15 protein-coding genes are annotated in these 18104 nt (G+C 47.6%); 6 read left to right on the top strand and 9 right to left on the bottom strand.

What is annotated here, in order from left to right; all coding sequences use genetic code 11:
* The first annotated feature begins 200 nt into the window (after positions 1 to 200).
* Positions 201 to 1115, top strand: coding sequence for a class A beta-lactamase (gene bla, locus G8759_RS15960; protein WP_167209622.1), 915 nt, complete (start codon positions 201 to 203; stop codon positions 1113 to 1115).
* A 135-nt stretch (positions 1116 to 1250) separates the two neighbouring features.
* Positions 1251 to 2693: a purple acid phosphatase family protein gene (locus G8759_RS15955; RefSeq protein WP_167209620.1), complete on the top strand. Its 1443-nt coding sequence runs from the start codon at positions 1251 to 1253 to the stop codon at positions 2691 to 2693.
* A gap of 45 nt (positions 2694 to 2738) precedes the next feature.
* Here G8759_RS15955 and G8759_RS15950 read toward each other — a convergent pair whose 3' ends face one another.
* The 8 genes from G8759_RS15950 to G8759_RS15915 all read right to left on the bottom strand — a co-directional run bounded on the left by G8759_RS15950 (position 2739) and on the right by G8759_RS15915 (position 10012).
* Positions 2739 to 3809, bottom strand: a complete 1071-nt coding sequence (locus G8759_RS15950) for a hypothetical protein (protein WP_167209618.1) — start codon at positions 3807 to 3809, stop codon at positions 2739 to 2741.
* A gap of 6 nt (positions 3810 to 3815) precedes the next feature.
* A complete protein-coding gene (locus G8759_RS15945; RefSeq protein ID WP_167209616.1) occupies positions 3816 to 4451 on the bottom strand; it encodes an ABC transporter ATP-binding protein in 636 nt (211 codons plus the stop codon).
* Between the two features lie 98 nt (positions 4452 to 4549).
* Complete coding sequence (locus G8759_RS15940; RefSeq protein ID WP_167209614.1) at positions 4550 to 5866, bottom strand: ABC transporter permease; 1317 nt, start codon at positions 5864 to 5866, stop codon at positions 4550 to 4552.
* 90 nt (positions 5867 to 5956) lie between these two features.
* Positions 5957 to 6868 carry an ABC transporter ATP-binding protein gene (locus tag G8759_RS15935; protein WP_167209612.1) on the bottom strand — a complete coding sequence of 304 codons (912 nt, stop codon included), beginning with the start codon at positions 6866 to 6868 and terminating at the stop codon, positions 5957 to 5959.
* 169 nt (positions 6869 to 7037) lie between these two features.
* Complete coding sequence (locus G8759_RS15930) at positions 7038 to 7475, bottom strand: chromate transporter (RefSeq protein ID WP_167209610.1); 438 nt, start codon at positions 7473 to 7475, stop codon at positions 7038 to 7040.
* A 129-nt stretch (positions 7476 to 7604) separates the two neighbouring features.
* Entirely contained in the window at positions 7605 to 8024 is a 420-nt protein-coding gene (locus tag G8759_RS15925) for an RDD family protein (protein WP_167209608.1), read from the bottom strand.
* A gap of 100 nt (positions 8025 to 8124) precedes the next feature.
* Positions 8125 to 9369, bottom strand: a complete 1245-nt coding sequence (locus G8759_RS15920) for a dicarboxylate/amino acid:cation symporter (RefSeq protein ID WP_167209606.1) — start codon at positions 9367 to 9369, stop codon at positions 8125 to 8127.
* Positions 9370 to 9574: 205 nt separating this feature from the next.
* Positions 9575 to 10012: an SRPBCC family protein gene (locus tag G8759_RS15915; protein ID WP_167209604.1), complete on the bottom strand. Its 438-nt coding sequence runs from the start codon at positions 10010 to 10012 to the stop codon at positions 9575 to 9577.
* A gap of 141 nt (positions 10013 to 10153) precedes the next feature.
* On the opposite strand from G8759_RS15915, the gene G8759_RS15910 reads away from it, so the two are divergent.
* Both G8759_RS15910 and G8759_RS15905 read left to right on the top strand, forming a co-directional pair.
* Positions 10154 to 14161 carry a hybrid sensor histidine kinase/response regulator transcription factor gene (locus tag G8759_RS15910; RefSeq protein WP_167209602.1) on the top strand — a complete coding sequence of 1336 codons (4008 nt, stop codon included), beginning with the start codon at positions 10154 to 10156 and terminating at the stop codon, positions 14159 to 14161.
* Between the two features lie 230 nt (positions 14162 to 14391).
* Positions 14392 to 14790: a LytR/AlgR family response regulator transcription factor gene (locus G8759_RS15905; protein WP_162385183.1), complete on the top strand. Its 399-nt coding sequence runs from the start codon at positions 14392 to 14394 to the stop codon at positions 14788 to 14790.
* A gap of 128 nt (positions 14791 to 14918) precedes the next feature.
* Here G8759_RS15905 and G8759_RS15900 read toward each other — a convergent pair whose 3' ends face one another.
* Positions 14919 to 16415 carry a glycine--tRNA ligase gene (locus tag G8759_RS15900; RefSeq protein ID WP_197933142.1) on the bottom strand — a complete coding sequence of 499 codons (1497 nt, stop codon included), beginning with the start codon at positions 16413 to 16415 and terminating at the stop codon, positions 14919 to 14921.
* Positions 16416 to 16486: 71 nt separating this feature from the next.
* Between G8759_RS15900 and G8759_RS15895 the strand changes: the two genes are divergently transcribed.
* Entirely contained in the window at positions 16487 to 16969 is a 483-nt protein-coding gene (locus tag G8759_RS15895) for a methylated-DNA--[protein]-cysteine S-methyltransferase (RefSeq protein WP_167209600.1), read from the top strand.
* Positions 16970 to 17008: 39 nt separating this feature from the next.
* Complete coding sequence (locus G8759_RS15890; protein WP_232074272.1) at positions 17009 to 18013, top strand: MBL fold metallo-hydrolase; 1005 nt, start codon at positions 17009 to 17011, stop codon at positions 18011 to 18013.
* Positions 18014 to 18104 lie beyond the last annotated feature (91 nt).

Raw genomic sequence — 18104 nt, 5'->3', positions numbered from 1 at the left:
CAATTATTTGACACCCAGGTAAATTATTTTAAGGCTTAGAAATACATAAACTTCTTCCAAATGCCTACTCCAACCGTCTTCCGCATCGTCGTGCGACAGGATGCTTACCTCTAGAGTTGCTTCGCAACTCTAAAAATCTACTATGGCCACATACACTGTACATTGGGAACATCTAATTTCGCGGAAAACAGCCATTCCTTATGATCAGGCATTTTCTGCTTCCAATTGTTCTACTCTTTTCTAATCCACTATTAGCCCAACAAAAGGTAACTCAGTCATCCAATCGAGGATCAGTGGCCAGTCTTCACAACCAGATTGAGCAAATCGCTGGTGCCGCTCAGGGCCGGGTTGGCGTTGCGGCAATGCTGCTTGAAACCGGCGAATCGGTAGCCCTTTTGGGAGACCAGCGGTTTCCGATGCAAAGTGTTTACAAAATGCCGATAGGCATGGCCGTGTTGCATCTGGTTGATCAGGGTAAGGTAACACTTGATCAGAAGGTACGTGTCGAGACGATTGAGTATGTCTCCAAACGGCAGCACAGCCCAATGCGCGACCAGTTTCCGAAAGGCACCGACATAAGTGTAGCTGAGTTGTTACGCTACTCGGTTTCTGAAAGCGACGGTTCAGCCAGTGACGTTCTCATGCGTCTGGCCGGTGGGCCAAAACCGATCATGGCTTATTTTAAAAGTCTGGGCATTAAAGACATCATTATCGCAAACACGGAGAAAGAAATCGGTGGAGACAATGCGGTGCAATATCGCAACTGGGCAAAACCAACAGAGGTGGTAGCGTTGTTACGTCTTTTTCAGCAAGGGCGCGGATTGTCTAATTCCAGCCGGGCTTTATTGTTACGCCTGATGACGGAAACAGAAACCGGTCTACATCGGCTGAAAGGCCAATTACCAGCCGGTACCGTGGTAGCCCATAAAACCGGAACTTCCTGGACAGTAGACGGCATAACCGCAGCAACCAACGATGTAGGTCTGATTACCCTCCCGACTGGCCAACACATAGCCCTCGCCGTATTTGTTTCGGATTCAAAAGCGGACGAAAAAACGCGTGAGGCAGTGATTGCTCAAATTGCTCTGGCAACCTGGAATTTCTGGAAAAAGTAACGGGCAATGGTCCCGACTATACTCCCTAAACAGGCTTTTGAAAATGGCCCAAACGTATTTGTTTACATAGTGGTAACAGAATTTCCAGACCATCCTGGTAGCTTTGTCATGGAACGTTCTCTCTTTAGACTCGCCATGAAACACTCATTACGAATAACTCAATTAGTCCCGATCTGTACGTTAGTTTGTTGGCTTTTCACTACGGCCAACGCGCAAACCGAAGGTACTTTAGTGCGTGGACCATACCTGCAAAAAGCAACGCCAACCAGTATAACATTCCGGTGGCGCTCTAACCCGGCATCGATCGGTGTTGTCCGATACGGTGCTTCGGCTGGAAAGCTAACCAAAACGACCAGCGAAACAGAGAGTCGCACAGATCACGAAATCACGCTCACCGGCTTAACCCCAAATACGAAATATTATTATTCGGTTGGCACCGCAACTGCCTCATTACAAGGCAGCGATCAGAATTATTTTTATACGTTCCCGACCGAAGGAACGGCCAAGAAAACGCGGATCTGGTCATTGGGTGATTTTGGCAATCACTCGGCGCGGCAATTCAATGTAAAAAATGCTTTTAAAAATTATGTACAGAGCATAGGCGATCCCTACATCGACCTTTGGCTCTGGCTGGGCGACAATGCCTATAACCGGGGGCAGGATTCAGAATATCAGGCCAATGTATTCAGTTCCGATACGGGTTATAGCAACGATCGGTTCATGAAGCAAACGCCTATTTTTGCAACGCCCGGCAACCATGATTACGCCGGTAATAACAACTTGCGGGTTAGCCTTGACATTCCTTATTATCAGGTAGTTTCGCATCCAACCAACGCCGAAGCTGGAGGAGTTCCGTCTAGCTCAGAGTCCTATTACTCCTTTAATTACGGTAACATCCACTTCGTTAGTCTGGACTCTGACCGTTATGACGACAGTACGTTCAAAGCCTCGAATCTGCGATTTGGCGAAGGCAGCCCACAACTTGCGTGGCTCAAACGGGACTTGACAGCCGCCCAAAACAATGCCAATATTACCTGGGTCATTGCCTATTGGCATCATCCGCCTTATACCAAAGGAACGCACGACTCAGACACGGAGAAACAGCTTCGGGATGTTCGCATGAATTTACTGCCCGTTCTGGAGCAGTTTAATGTTGATCTGGTAATGTGTGGCCATAGCCACGTCTATGAACGGTCTGGACTACTCAAGGGGCATTACGGCGATGAACTTACCTTTGATGCCAGTCAGCATAGTACGGCCAGCGCAAAAGCAGATTTAAGTTCGGGCTCAAATACAACAGATAAAAAATCGGTTTTCGTTAAAAACCGTAAAGCTACTACCAATGAAGGAACCATTTATGTGGTGAACGGAGACGGTGGCGCAGGTGGAGGTCACATAAAAACGGGCACTGCCCAGTGGCCTCACAATGCCATGGACATTTCGTACGATGGCACAGGCGGGTCGATGTATATCGAAGTTGATGGCGATAAACTGGTCGCAAAAATGATTGCCGGTGATGGTTCGATTCAGGATCAGTTCACTATCAGTAAAGAAGCAAGCCGTTCACGGCCTAAATAGCCTATCCAGGAGGAGGACCGCACGGACCACTCGTTCCGATCCTCCTTACATAACAGGCCTGGTAAACGATCGATACCAGATTCCGGCAGCGCATGCCCATCCGAGGACTAACCAGGCGCCTACGGGTAAGCCAAACATAATGATCAGTAAGCCACCAATAAATCCGGCAAATATGCCGGACAGCCAGCGTTCGGGCAAAATAGCATGCCCATAAGCGAGACTGTGCAATAGCAGTAACCACCCCCACCCTGCCAGCCAGAGCCACACGACATAATCGAGCCGGACCTCAGCCGGGCAGTTACGTACCAGGATTAATAATTCGGGTAGCCAGATCAGGCCGTAAGTGAGCACGTATCGCCCGAATCGCTGAAGCCAAGATAGCGGTAAATTATTCAGTATCAATAAGTAGCGACGTTCAAAGGCGCTCACCTGCCCTCCTACCTGCGAATGGGCCAGTACGGCCAGCAACAGGCCAATCAGCAATAAACGCTCATCATAGTCGTCGGTGGGATAAAGCCGACAAACACCGGCCAGCAACAAACCCGAAAAGGCTTTCGTCAGTAAAAGAGACAAGGGTTCGTGTTTCAGCCAATAGACTGGGAAAAAGAATTCATACCGTAGTTTCAGGGCCAGTCGAGGCAATCGAATAGCGCTGGGTGTCGGATGACGTAACCGGTAATCAGCCGCCAATGACCCGGCCAGAATCAATCCCAAAATAAAGAGAACAATGGCGCTGAATGAATCCCAACGCTGGTAAGAAACGGCAATTTGAAGCATCCAGCCCGCATATCCAATAATCGGCAACAGCAAACTGGTTTGAATGATTAGCCACATGACCCCTCGTCGGGGTGTGGGTACAAGCCAGAATGTTTGCAAAAAAAGGTGCTCAGGGGCAGTTAGCTGCTCACGGGTAAAGGCTATCGTTTTTAGCAGATACAATCCCCACAATACAAAAATCAGCGCCAGAAAAAACGGAGAACCCAGAGCAGCCGTAATCAGCGCTTTATGTTCAACACTGCTTAAAAACCCAAATGCAAGCAGCAGAATCACCAGAAAAGTACCGGCGTTTTTGGCGTAGAACTGGGCGACAAATATTCGGTTCAGGGTAGTCAGCATTGTCGATCAGGTAGCCGGAACAATAACACCATCGCCCACTTGCCAGACCTTCGAGATCGATAATCCCGTCAGGCTAACGTCCTGATGTGAGGTGAGCAGGAACGAAACGTTTTGACTGGTCGTGAGTTGCCGGATAAAATCAAATAAAGTAGCCGCCGTAGCTACATCGAGAGTCGTCAGTGGTTCGTCCAGTAAAACGAGGGCAGGTTTGCCCAGCAAGGCCAACAGTAACGACAGCTTTTTAAGCATCCCGCTCGAAAAAGTCTCAGTCGTCTGCTTCCAGAATTTGTTTACACCCAGCATTTCGGCCAGCATTTCCACTTGCCCGGCAGGCGACTGCTTTGCCTGTGCAACAAATCCAGCCAGATCACGAGCCGTCAGAAAGTCAGGATACAGTGGTTCGGCTTCGGCATAATTCACCCGCATCCGATACGCTACCGGATCACGACTGATTTCGTACTGGCTATTGAGCGTAATCGTTCCGGAAAAAGGCAATAATCCGGCTACCGTTCGAAAGAATGTGGTTTTGCCCGAACCATTTCCACCCCGGAAATAATGAATACCGGGTGACAGATCTAATTCAGGGACAGTCAGAACAATATGCCCGTTGTAGGCTTTGGTGAGGTTAGAAACGGAAAGCAAAGAAAGGCAGTTTATGGTTCTCGGTATATCGTTTACGGTTTATGGTCTTGAAACGAAGGTCAAAGCTGCTTTTCAAGGCCATAAACCGTAAACCGGTCTTATGCTTTATAAAACACCCACTTCGATAACTCTTTATAGGTCACTTTTTTACCGTACATCAGGATGCCGACCCGATAAATACGGGCAGCCAGCCACGTTGTACCCATAAAACCCAGGATCAATAAAATCATGGACAGAATTAACTCCCAGGCGGGCACTCCAAATGGAATCCGAACCATCATGACAACGGGCGAGGTAAACGGAATAATCGATGTCCAGAAAGCCAGCGCACCATCGGGGTCGCGAATCACAAACTGGGCTACAGCTATGGCCCCAATAATCGGCAGGGTAATGGGAAACATAAACTGCTGGGTTTCGGTCTCGTTGTCGACGGCGGCTCCGACTGCACCAAAAAGGGCACTATAGAGCAGATATCCACCCAGAAAATAGAACAAAAAGCAACCAACGATCAGGGGTATATTGAGGGTTTCAACCGCATGAAATACACTGGTTACGACACTTCCCTTCCCGGCATCAACGGCCGTAGCGGAGGGGGCCATTGCTCCCGATGACTGCATGGCCTGCCGCCCCCGATCGGCTTTGTCGCCCACCAAAGCTCCTCCTACCGTAAAGAGGCCAACGGTTAACAGAATCCAAAGCATAAACTGAGTCAACCCTACCAGGGCGACGCCCAGTATTTTCCCGAGCATTAGCTGAAACGGCTTCACCGATGAGATGATCACTTCGACGATACGGCTGGTTTTCTCTTCCATGACACCGCGCATCACCTGCGTTCCATAAATGAACACCGATATATAGATCATAAAGGCGCAGAAATAGCCAATGATCGTCATGGCGATTGCATTGCTGCTCCGTTCACCACCATCGCTCAAACTGATGGTCTGCGCATCTACGTTTACTTTGGCATCCTGAATCACTTTCTGGGTAATGCCAGCCTGACTCAGTTTGATGTTCTCTATCTCTTTGGATATTGCCCGCTCAATGTTGCTTTGCAATGCCATACTTACGCTTTTCTCTGCAAAAATCTTTACTGTTTTGGGCTCTTCGATCACGTCTTTAGGAATGAAAACCAGCGCGTCATACCCCTGTTTGACAAAGACTTTTTTAGCCGCCCCCAGCGATTGCTTCGGGTACGAATAAACTGTCTCGTCGTCATTTTTGAACTTACCAGCAAATCGGCCGCTCTCATCGACAACGGCAATTTTCTTTTGGTTGATCGAACTGACTGCCGCCCAGCCAATAATGGCATAGAAACCAAAAATCAGCAGTGGCCCCAGAATCGTCATCACCAGAAACGACCGCTTACGAACCCGTGTCAGGTATTCGCGTTTGATAATCAAGTAAATGATATTCATTTTGAGTGATTTAAAGAGTGACTTTTGAATGAGTGAGTGAACGAGTGAACGACATTCGATATGTTATCTGCCCTTCGCTTTTTCGATTTTTCACTCATTTGCTTCGCCTACAGCCTGAATAAAAATGTCGTTCATACTGGGAATATTCTCGCCGAATGATCGAACCGCTACGCGATCGAGCAGGTGGCGAATAAGGTCATTAACGGCCGCATCGGGCGGAATCCGAATGTCAGCGCGAAGAAAGTCACCTTCGACGGGCCAGGTGTGCAGAACGTCAAAAGCGGGAGGCAGATCGCCAAGCGTGCCCTGGTATTCGACGTGGTAGGTATGGGTTTTAAATTGCTCCTTGATCGCTCGCTTTGACCCATCCAGCACCTTATGCGACCGGTTGATTAAGGCAATATTATCGCAGAGTTCTTCAACGGACTCCATGCGGTGGGTGGAGAAAATAATCGTTTTGCCCTTATCCCGTAACTCCAGAATTTCGTCTTTAATCAGATTGGCATTGATCGGATCGAACCCGGAAAATGGTTCATCGAGAATGATCAGGTCGGGTTCGTGCATAACCGTTGCCACAAACTGAACCTTTTGCTGCATCCCTTTGGAGAGGTCCTGTATTTGTTTGTTCCACCAGGTTTTGATATCAAACTTGATGAACCAGATCTTCAGTTTCTCCATGGCTTCCTTCTCGCTGAGCCCTTTGAGCTGAGCCAGATAAAGCAATTGTTCGCCGACCTTCATTTTTTTGTAGAGGCCGCGTTCTTCGGGCAAATAACCAATCCGCCGAATATGATCAGGCTTCAGCCGTTCTCCTCCCAAAATAACTTCGCCGGAGTCGGGGGCTGTAATCTGATTGATAATCCGGATAAGTGATGTTTTGCCTGCACCATTTGGCCCAAGCAGGCCAAAAATACATCCTTGTGGAACGGTCAGACTCACGTCGTCTAAAGCCCGATGTTCGGCATATTGCTTAACAATGTGATGGGTTTCGAGAATATTCATTCAGTTCAGGTTAATCGTTGGTACTTTCTATGAGCTAAACTACGGATATAGAGTATGAAGGGGCAATCAATTTACGGATGAACTGTCTCTCTGGTATACGGGCGGTCATAAAAAAGGTCACGACTGGAAAGCCATGACCCAATAAGTCATTTAAAAGCGTGCGGCAGTATCAATTGTAGTAATCGCGAACCTGAAACAGCAACATCAGGAATAACAGGCCAAAGAGCAGTCCCACCAGATTAAATACGACCACGCTGCTCACAATACCGATTAACTGAGCATAGTAGCTGAATACCCACCCCGACCGTTTCCGATTGAACAGACCCGGTAAGGCCAGTATGCCAAGTACTAAACCCGCCAGCGAAAATATCATGGAAATCGTATAACCCAGGCCAGCACCAAACCCACCTGCATAGGAGACCGGCACTAAAAAGGTACCTAAACCCAGAAAAGCAAGGATGGCGGGTAACGCTAAAACCAATAACACCAGGGTGACAATAGGCCAGTACTTAACAAATCCTTCCCGAAAATTGATCGGGAATTGAAAAGGTGCCTTCGTTGTAAAATAGGGAGCTAGTTCGGCTTCGAGTATGGCAGATTGAGCCATAAGTATTTGAGATAAGGGGGTTATTAACAAACAAATCGCTTCTTTCGGCTAAACATACATCGTTTAGGTTTCTTTGTTACTTCGGCCAGATTCTTCAACTGACCGAAGTACTATAAATCACGCTTGACCTTAAGCCTTTACTACAATAGTTTTAGCCCATTTGTCACCAAACCGTTTGCCTTCATCACCAAATACCATCAGTGCGTCTACCAGATTAAAAAATGGGATCAACAGCGATACCTGCCTGGTGATGGCCGTGCCATAATCACCAACCAGACTGGCGCCTGTATCTTCTTTGATCACCTTAATACCCATTAGTTTTTTGCCAATACTCTGGCCTCCTAAAAAGCCTGCTGTAGCAGGTAACGCGTCTTTTGTGAGCAGGTAGCCAATGGCGATAACATACCCAATCATGGCTAAATTATAGGATACCGTAAAAAACAGCCAGACAGGTATATTCCCGATTATACCGTCAATAAATGCAGCGATGAAACGTTGTAGCGGAGTTGCTTTAACGTAAGTTGTGACGGGGGTGTAAGCAGATTGCACAGTTGTTTTAGGTTTAGAGTGAACTAACTATTTATCACCTCCAACCTACAAAAAGGTGGTATAACCTCAATGCAATATTGTATAAAGTGCAAACTGTTTATTAAGCGGTAATCTCTTCTGACTCAACAGGCTGCGTCCTGAACTCACCCTCCCATTTTGAGATAACACAGGTTGCTACGGCATTTCCGGCTACGCTGGTTGCACTACGTCCCATATCAAGTACCTGATCGATTCCCAGCAGTAGTGCCAGCCCTTCGATGGGAAGATTGAACAACGACATCGTACCGGCAATAACCACCAACGATGCCCTTGGTACTCCGGCAATACCTTTAGAGGTAATCATGAGCGTTAACATCATGGTAATTTGTTGTTCCAGGCTAAGGGGCACGTGATATGCCTGGGCGATGAAGGCCGTAGCAAACGTCATGTACAGCATCGATCCATCGAGATTGAACGAATAGCCCAATGGTAATACGAATGAGATAATCCGCTCAGAACAGCCAAATCGACGCAGGGCTTCAATGGTTTGCGGAAAGGAGGCTTCTGAACTGGCGGTGCTGAATGATAGAATGATAGCCGAACGAACTTCCTTCAGCAGTGCGATGTAGGGAATTCGGACGACCAGGCAAATCACAGCCAATACGACAAAAACGAAGAACGCCAGACCACCGAAAAAGCATAAAATCAGATAGACATAACCCGTCAGGATGCCCAGGCCCTGCTTGGCCACCACAGCCGCAATGGCCCCCAATACGCCAAATGGCGCAAAGGACATCACATAACTTGTGACTTTGAACATAATATGCGACAGGGCGTCGAGGGCTTTAATAATAATTTTCCCCTGTGCTCCTACAGACCCAACCGCAATCCCGAAGAAGATACTAAATACAACGATCTGGAGAATTTCATTGGTGGCCATCGCGTCAATAAAACTGGTCGGAACGATATGCTCGATAAAATTATCGAACGTCAGTTTCTTGACCTCAACACCCGTATCGGTTCCTTTTGCAGGCAAAGGTAAACTCATGACTTCGCCCGGCTTCATGATATTTACAACCAGTAAACCAACTACCAGCGATAAAATCGTAGCAAAATAGAAGTAGGCTAATGTTTTAAGACCAATACGCCCTACGGTACCAAAATCGCCAAGTTTAGCAATCCCAACCACCAGCGTAGCGAACACCAGCGGCCCAATAATCATTTTGATGAGCCGGAGGAAAATCTTTGACAGGATGTTCAGATCAGTTCCCGAAAATCCGGAATCGGTATCTGGGAAAAAATAACCGATCAGGATGCCGAGCACCATGCCCAGAAAAATACGAGTAGTCAGATTGGGAAGTTTCATGCAAACAGGTCAAGTAGCCGTATTGACAAAAGTAGCAGAATCCGGGCACTCGTAAAAGCGTGTAGCCGTAAAGTAACGCCCTTAACGTCCACATTCTAGGCTCTTTCAGTCCCGAAACTACCGGCTAGTAAACTTTTTTTTTGCAAAAGCCAATTTCATGCTGTAATATGCACTTTAACTGGCGAGTCAATTGACACCAAACAGCTTACTTAAATGTTCGTTTATAGATCGGTTTTCGATACGCAAACAGGAGCCATAGTAGCGGATAAATCAAAAGATCAGTCAACCGGTATGGCGTACGAAAAACGATATCATCAATGACAATAGTACCCCCGTCCGAATTGCGTAAAAGTCGATGATGGTGCTGCCAGTAAGCCAGAAAAAAAGGAAGACGCGTCCCCTGATCAACAAAATAGATTTCGTTATCAGTTGTCTGCTGGTCAACAATCAGGCTAATCCAGTCCTGCCTAAAAAGCAGGAAATTAAGCCGCAAATGAACGACGTCTCCTTTCAGACAACCATCAAACCGGATAACATCAACAGGCGGAAATGGTGGACTAAGTCGATCAAACAATGAACTGTTAAATCCCTGCCAAACTTTGGTCAGGGGCTGGTTAACACGGGTTTTTAGCAAGAGATGCATACGCTGAATCCGGTAAGGGAAAACCGAATGGGATCAAAAGTTTACTTTTTAAAAACACTACTCCTAAACCAAATAAGCATAGCTAGTTACGCTAAGTTTGTTTGTATACTCGTTTATTTATCAGGAATAACCCTGGAGTATATGCATAGGCGCGCACAGTGGCTATATACTTTACTTTTTCTTGTTGTTGCTGGCTATTCAGGATGGGCTGAAGTGCCCGGTACCGATTACCTGACTACACAGAATGGTTTGCCACAGGGGGTCATTAAATCGATGTTACAGGATCACCGTGGCTTTATCTGGCTGGCCACCCGCGATGGTCTGTGCCGATATGATGGTGTCCGGTTTAAAACGTATCATCACGACCCGCATAATGCGCAATCGCCGTCTTTCAGCAGTATTTTTGAAATTCGGGAAGATGTACAGGGAACGCTTTGGACACGTACTGAAAATAACAATGTCGATCATTTTAATCCTGTTACTGAGCAAACACAACGAGTTTCAGACTCGCCGGCTTTTCGTAAAATCGTAAACAGGAACCTACTCACCTCAATTTATCCCGATCGACGCGGCAATGTATGGGTAGCAACGCAAACTAATGGCTTTTTTCGACTCAGTTCCACAGGAGCCATTAGCCACCGAAACTGGTCAATAAAAAACGATACCGTTCAACATCGAATTGATGCCTTACTCGTTGATCGTCATGGTTATCTTTGGGTAGCCACCTCCGACGGTCTGTACCGATATGACCCGGCTGCACAACAATTCACAGTTTTCCGTACTGTAAACGGCTTACCCCGTAACGATGTTCGCGGGCTTCGCGAACGCACCAATGGCGAGCTAATCCTGAGTTTTCCGGGTCAAATTGCCGTGTTCAACCCAAACGGTGGCATTACCCGCCGAATAATTCCAATCGTCGATCAACCGCTTGAGCCACCCTTACTTACTGGCGACTACCGAGGGAATGATTATGTCAATCTTTTCCAGTACACAGACCAGGCTGGCTTGATTCCACTCCCAACCTACCCTCAACTGGTGCATAGCCACCCCCAGTCAATGCTGGTCGATCAGTCCAATGTACTCTGGATGGGCACAAATGGAAAAGGCGTTGTCAAATACGATCTTAATAAACGACCATTTCAGGGATGGCCCTACGCCATTAATTTTCAAATCGATTGGATTAACCAGCAGCTAGGCATACCCATTACAACCATTCCGCCAGATGTTAGGCGGCAGGACCCTATTTCGCTCAGGTATCAATTTGACCGACAAAAAAATCTGTGGATCGGGGGTTTAAAAGCTCCTTTATATCGCTACAGTGCAGCCCAGCATCAGTTTGATGCCATTCCGCCAACGGGCATTGCCCCGCGCTGGTTACCGGGTGGATTATTTCGTCTCTCGACATTAACCATTGGACCCGAAGGCGAATTATGGGGACTTCTGGGCTCCGATGCACGGGCAGCGGTACGTTATGATCAGGCTCAGCAATCATTTACAGCTTTTCCATTGCCATTGCCCGTGGGCCATCCCTATGAAATAATGGCGATGACAGTAGACGGTGGCCGTATCTATTTAGCAACCCAAAATCATGGATTACTTCGGGCCGATCTGGCCGATAAGCGACTGATACACTGGCGGGAGAACCCTAACGATCCTAATGCGTTACCAATTAATTCATTACTTAGCCTAGCCCAGGACCCTGCCCATTATAATTTTCTGTGGATCGGAACATATGGTAATGGGCTGTGTCGTTTGGATAAACATACCGGCAAAATTCGCAGCTTTACCGTTCGAAACGGTCTGCCCAATAACGTCGTTTATGGCATTCGTCCTGATGCTGACGGCCATCTCTGGCTTAGCACAAACCGGGGGCTTTGCCGGTTTGATACGCGCACGTTCGAAGTGCGAAACTATACGACCGATGATGGGTTGCCCAGCGACGAATTCAATCGTTTTCATGACATCACTTTATCCGATGGGCGCATCATTTTTGGGGGGAGTAATGGCTATACAGCATTCTATCCGCGTCGAGTCATCGACGATCATTTCAAGCCCGTTGTTGCTCTAACCGCATTGCGTATCAACAACCAGCCGGTCGGTGTAACGGACCCCGAATCACCTCTTTCGCAGGATATTAACGAAACGCGCGAAATCACGCTTAACCATCAGCAAAACTTTTTATCGTTCGATTTTGCGGCTTTACAATTCAACCATAGCGGCAAAAACCAGTATCGATACAAATTGATTGGGCTCGATAATGACTGGATTTATAATGGTAATCAGGCAACGGCTACTTACACAAATCTGCCACCTGCCACGTACACATTCATCGTTAATGCCTCAAACACATCAGGAGTCTGGAGCCCTAATACGCGTCAAATTCGAATAGTAATCAGGCCCGCGCCCTGGGCAACCTGGTGGGCTTATACCGGATACGCCCTATTATTGCTGGGGGCTATCGTCGCTTTCGTGCGGATTCGCATCAATCGGGTTCGTTTGCAAAGTCGCATGGAATTGCGGGAGCAGGAATCCGTACAGTTGAAAAATATTGACGAGATCAAATCCCGATTCTTTGCCAACATTACGCATGAGTTTCGTACGCCATTAACGCTTATTCTGACTCCGCTTGAACAATTATTGAGGGAGGTCAGCGATCCACAGCATAATAACCGCCTGGCCATGGTTCATCGGAATGCCAGTCAATTATTACGGCTCATTAACGAACTGCTTGATCTGGCTAAACTCGAAACGGGTACGCTGACGGTTACGCCAACCCAGGGTGACTTAGCCGAATTTCTGGAGCGTACCATTACCGCATTTGACCCGGAAGCACAGCGAAAAGGCATTAGGTTGCGGGTTCATTATCAGTTAGCGCAACGATTATACTGGTTCGACTCCGACAAGGTCGAAAAGATTCTGAATAACCTTCTGGCCAATGCATTAAAGTTTACCGATAAAAATGGCACCATTGACGTTGATTTTTTCACCTCTGGGGGACCCAATCTCCCGGCATCGGTCGACTCACCAATACCGGGTAGTATGCTCAGATTAATCGTCAAGGATACAGGAATTGGCATTCCGGACCATAAACTTCCCCTCATTTTCAATCGTTTTTATCAGGCTAATCAGACAGATAAGCCAGATTTGATTGGATCAGGTATTGGCCTGGCTTTAGTGAAAGAGTTGGTCGATATAATGCAGGGTACCATTCTGGTAGAGAGCCAGTCTGGAAAAGGATCTGTATTCACGGTCGAGATTCCCTGTCAGCCAGCACATTCCGCAGGAACGTTGACCGACTTATCCATCGACAATCCAGATCTTGTGCTGGAACCGAGCCTGACAGGGCTTTACGACACAAACACGACTTCCGACGATCTGCCCCATCTGTTATTGGTAGAAGATAATGACGAAATAGCTGAATTTGTGACTGATATTCTCCGTGCTGACTGGCATATTCAGCGCGCGAGCAACGGTCAGCAGGGCATTGATGCTGCCCTTGCCGACGGCCCCGATCTGGTCATTAGTGATGTATTGATGCCTGAACTGGATGGCTACGAACTATGTCGGCAATTAAAAAGCAATCCAATTACTAATCATATCCCAATTCTGCTGCTAACCGCTAAATCGTCCATCGAAAGTCGGGTAGAAGGCCTGGCAGCGGGAGCTGATGATTACCTGGCAAAACCATTTCAGATCGATGAACTCCGCTGGCGCGTTAAAAATCGCCTGGAACAACAACGTCGGTTCAGTCAGCACTTCCGAACGAGACTGTTGAGCGAAGGGCATGTTCCCACAGTCAGTTCCGTTCCAGAAGATGAGTTTATGAATAAAGTCTATGCAGTTCTTAACGCCCGGCTTGGCGATTCAACGTTTGGGGTAGAGCCCATGGCCGCAGCCGTCAACATGAGTCGCATGCACCTTAACCGAAAAGTGAAAGCCATGACTGGTCTTTCGCCTAATGAACTGATTCGGGCAGTTCGGTTAAACCGGGCTAGTGAAATGCTTCTAACGAACGTTTCCATTTCAGACGTGGCCTATGCTGTTGGCTTCGATACACCTGCTTACTTCTCAAAAGTATTTAAAGAGCAGCATGGCCTTACGCCTTCAGAATACGTCGAGCAGAATCGACAGAAGTCGCCACAAAGCTAAAGTCGTTTTAAGTCTACCGCTCAATAAAGAAAGGCCCGGATATGAATCCGGGCCTTTCTTTATTGAGCGGGCAGTAACTATTACTCTATAAAAACCAGTCACTTAGCCTATATGTTACAAATTTCATAGTGCTTGTTACGAATGAGCAAGACATTGGTATTCTTCCTTATTATCATTGCATCATCTTCTTTTCAAGCCTAAGGCTAGCACCGTTAAAACACGTAGTAATCATGACCTATGCATCATCTGTCGTATCTTCGGCACGTACTTCACCAGTCGAATGGCCACCGCTAAAATTGTATCTACGTGAGACAGGACGTCAATCTTTTCCCGTTTCTGATCTGGTCTACATGCAGGCGGTTGCCAATTACAGCTGGCTGAACTGGATGGATGGTCGCCGAATGTTGATGCCCCGCACACTGAAATATTATATGCCCAAATTACCAACCGAATGGTTTATCCGGTTACACCGCAACTGTGTGGTTAATCGTCGGTATGTTGAGCGGTTGGAGCGTACCGACACGGGCGGCCTGGTTCACCTGACAACGGGCGATGTATTGCCCGTATCACGTCGGCGGTGGAGTAGCGTTCGGCGTCAGTTAGTTAATAATATGCCACACTTGAATTAGTTAAGCGGTTTTTCGCTTCTTATTACACCCACATTTACCGAAAAAAAGCGAATGACTCAACCCATATTGGCTGAGTCCTTCGCTTTTTCTATTCGCAAACTGGATTCTCAATTTGCATTTCTAACGAATTACATATTCTCCAGTACTCGCTCCATTGAAACCTCCTGCCCTATACGAGCTTTCAGTTCACTGATCGGCACCCGGATTTGTTCGGTCGTATCCCGATAACGGATCGTAACCGTATTATCGTCGAGCGATTGATAATCGACAGCAACACAGAACGGCGTACCAATCAGGTCCTGACGCGTATAGCGCTTACCGATAGCATCGCGTTCTTCATAAACAACCCGAAACTCCGATCGTAAGCTCTTAACAATTTCCTGTGCTTTTTCAGGCAGACCATCTTTACGCACAAGTGGAAACACAGCCACTTTCACAGGTGCCAGGGCGGGGTGCAGTTTCAGATACGTACGCTCTTTTTGGTCCTCCCCTTCGCCGACGGTTTCTTTCGTGAATGCATTACAGAAAACGGCCAGGAATAGCCGATCGGCACCAACCGATGTTTCAACAACGTAGGGAATATAGTTTCCATATGGCTTTCCAGTGGTCGGATCAACATCGTTATCGAAGTACTGCTGCTTTTTACGGCTCAGTTCCTGATGTGCTTTCAGGTCAAAATCAGTTCGGGAGTGAATACCTTCCATTTCGCGGAAACCAAATGGGAACTGATATTCAATATCCACAGCCGCATTGGCATAATGAGCCAGTTTTTCGTGGTTGTGGAATTTGAGTTTTTCAGCCGGAAGTCCAACCGCCTGATGGAACTTCATTCGTGCATCGCGCCAGCGTTCATACCAGTCCATTTCGGTGCCAGGGCGAACGAAAAACTGCATTTCCATCTGCTCAAATTCGCGCATACGGAATGTAAACTGGCGGGCTACGATTTCATTCCGGAAAGCTTTCCCGATCTGCGCAATCCCGAACGGAATTTTCATCCGGCCTGTTTTCTGAACATTCAGGAAATTCACAAAAATACCCTGCGCGGTTTCGGGACGGAGATAAATCAAACTGGCGTCTTCAGCCAGCGAACCGACCTGCGTTGAGAACATCAGGTTGAACTGACGAACCTCAGTCCAGTTGTCAGTACCCGAAACAGGATCTTTAATACCTTCGGCAATAATCAGGCTGCGAAGGCCATCCATATCCTCTGCGCTTTGCAAACGACCAAGTTCGTTGCGTAAGGCCTGACCACGCTCTACATCACCAGCGTTTTCGTACGATTCTGCTTTGAGTTCAATAAGCTGATCAGCCCGATAGCGTTTTTTCGAATCGCGGTTATCGATCATCGGGTCATTGAACGAATCAACGTGGCCCGACGCTTTCCAGGTGAGCGGGTGCATGAAAATCGACGCGTCAATCCCGACAACGTTGTCGTGAAGTTGCGTCATGGCCTTCCACCACAGCGTTTTGAGATTATTTTTCAGTTCGACGCCGTTCTGACCGTAGTCATACACGGCCTGTAGGCCATCGTAGATTTCAGAGGACGGAAATACGAAGCCATATTCTTTGGCGTGGGCGATAATATCCTGTAATGAGGTCGCCGGAGAAACTTTCACTTCTGTCATAGTCAGTTACTGAGACCGCAAAGATAGGGTTTACGCTGAAAATCCCCGAAATTGGCTAACTTTCGATGTAGATGACAACAACCATTTTTGATTCCCCGCTTGGCCTTGTTCGTGTCACTGGCGATGAAGCTGGCGTTTCGGCCATTTCCTGTGTTGATGTTTCACCCGATGAAGCAGTATCGATCAATTTACCCCAGCCTCTTGAACGGGCAGTCACGCAGTTGACCGAATACTTCGCCGGAACGCGCCAAATATTTGATTTTTTAATGAACCCGGCGGGAACGGCTTTTCAGCAAACTGTCTGGAAAGCACTACTCGATGTTCCATTCGGCAACACGCTTTCCTATTTAGCGCTCACCCGACGTATTGGTGATGAGAAGGCCATCAGGGCTGTGGCGGCTGCGAACGGTAAAAATCCGCTTTGGATTGTTGTTCCGTGTCATCGCATTATTGGCTCTGATGGATCGCTGACCGGCTATGCAGGTGGACTCTGGCGAAAAAAATGGCTACTAGAGCATGAACGGGGCGGTTCAGGGCAATTGTCTTTGTTTTAATCAATGATCAAATTGAACCGGATTCTTACCTGCTTGTTGATGCTGACTCTTTCAGCCTGTGCACCCCGTTACAGAGGCCCTGTAACGGACCATTTCGACGGTAAAAAATTTTTTAATCCTGGCATGCCCGAACGGACATCGGGTGGACTCTTAAAATGGCTTCTGCATCGTGACAAGGGCCCGTGGCCAGATCAGCCTGATGCCTTTGTAGGCCCTCGTCCAGCTACCCGAATTGACGGTGATAGTCTGGTCGTTACATTCGTAAATCATTCTACATTCCTGCTCCAGACGAGTGGACTTAACATACTGACAGATCCGGTCTGGTCGAAACGAGTTGGTCCTACATCGTGGCTGGGTGTCAAGCGAAAACGACCTCCAGGATTACGTTTTGAGGACTTACCACCCATTGATGTTGTGTTGTTAAGCCACAATCATTACGACCATCTCGACCTACCGACCCTCAGGAAACTGGTAAAAACGCACAATCCACTTTTTATAACACCACTGGGCGTATCGTATCTACCCAAATCGGTAGACGGTCGCACAACGCGCGAAGTAGACTGGAATGACACCCTGCGTATAAACAGGAAACTGCTCTTAACCTGCACCCAGGCCCAACATTTCAGCAATCGGGGGATGGGCGATCGCGACGAAACACTCTGGTGCGGCTATCTGCTTCATATGGACTTTGGCACGATCTATTTCTGTGGCGACAGTGGCTATGGACCCCATTTCAGCCACATTGCTGAACAGGCCTCCCGCAGTGCAACGGGGTCGATCAAACTAGCACTGTTGCCTATTGGTTCCTATCGGCCCGAATGGTTTATGGCTCCAGTTCACGTATCGCCAGCCGGTGCCGTACAGGCGTTTATCGATACGAAAGCCCAACAGGCTATCGGCATTCATTTTGGCACTTTTCAACAGGGAGACGATGGCTTGTTCGAACCTGTCACAGATTTACGTAAAGCACTGCATGAGAAAAATATTCCGGAAAATCGATTTCTGGTACCTCAGGAAGGGCGGGCTATTACGTTTAAAAAATAGGAATCAAGCCGTAATGATGCGCGGTAAATTTCGAGATAATCGGATTGTTTCTACAATGCATTATGTCATTTTGTGTAATCTTGCCAGAAAC

It is taken from the genome of Spirosoma aureum (assembly GCF_011604685.1).
Classification (GTDB): Bacteria; Bacteroidota; Bacteroidia; order Cytophagales; family Spirosomataceae; genus Spirosoma; species Spirosoma aureum.
The sequence above is the reverse complement of the archived record's forward strand: the minus strand, read 5'-3'. Positions and strand labels throughout refer to the sequence as shown.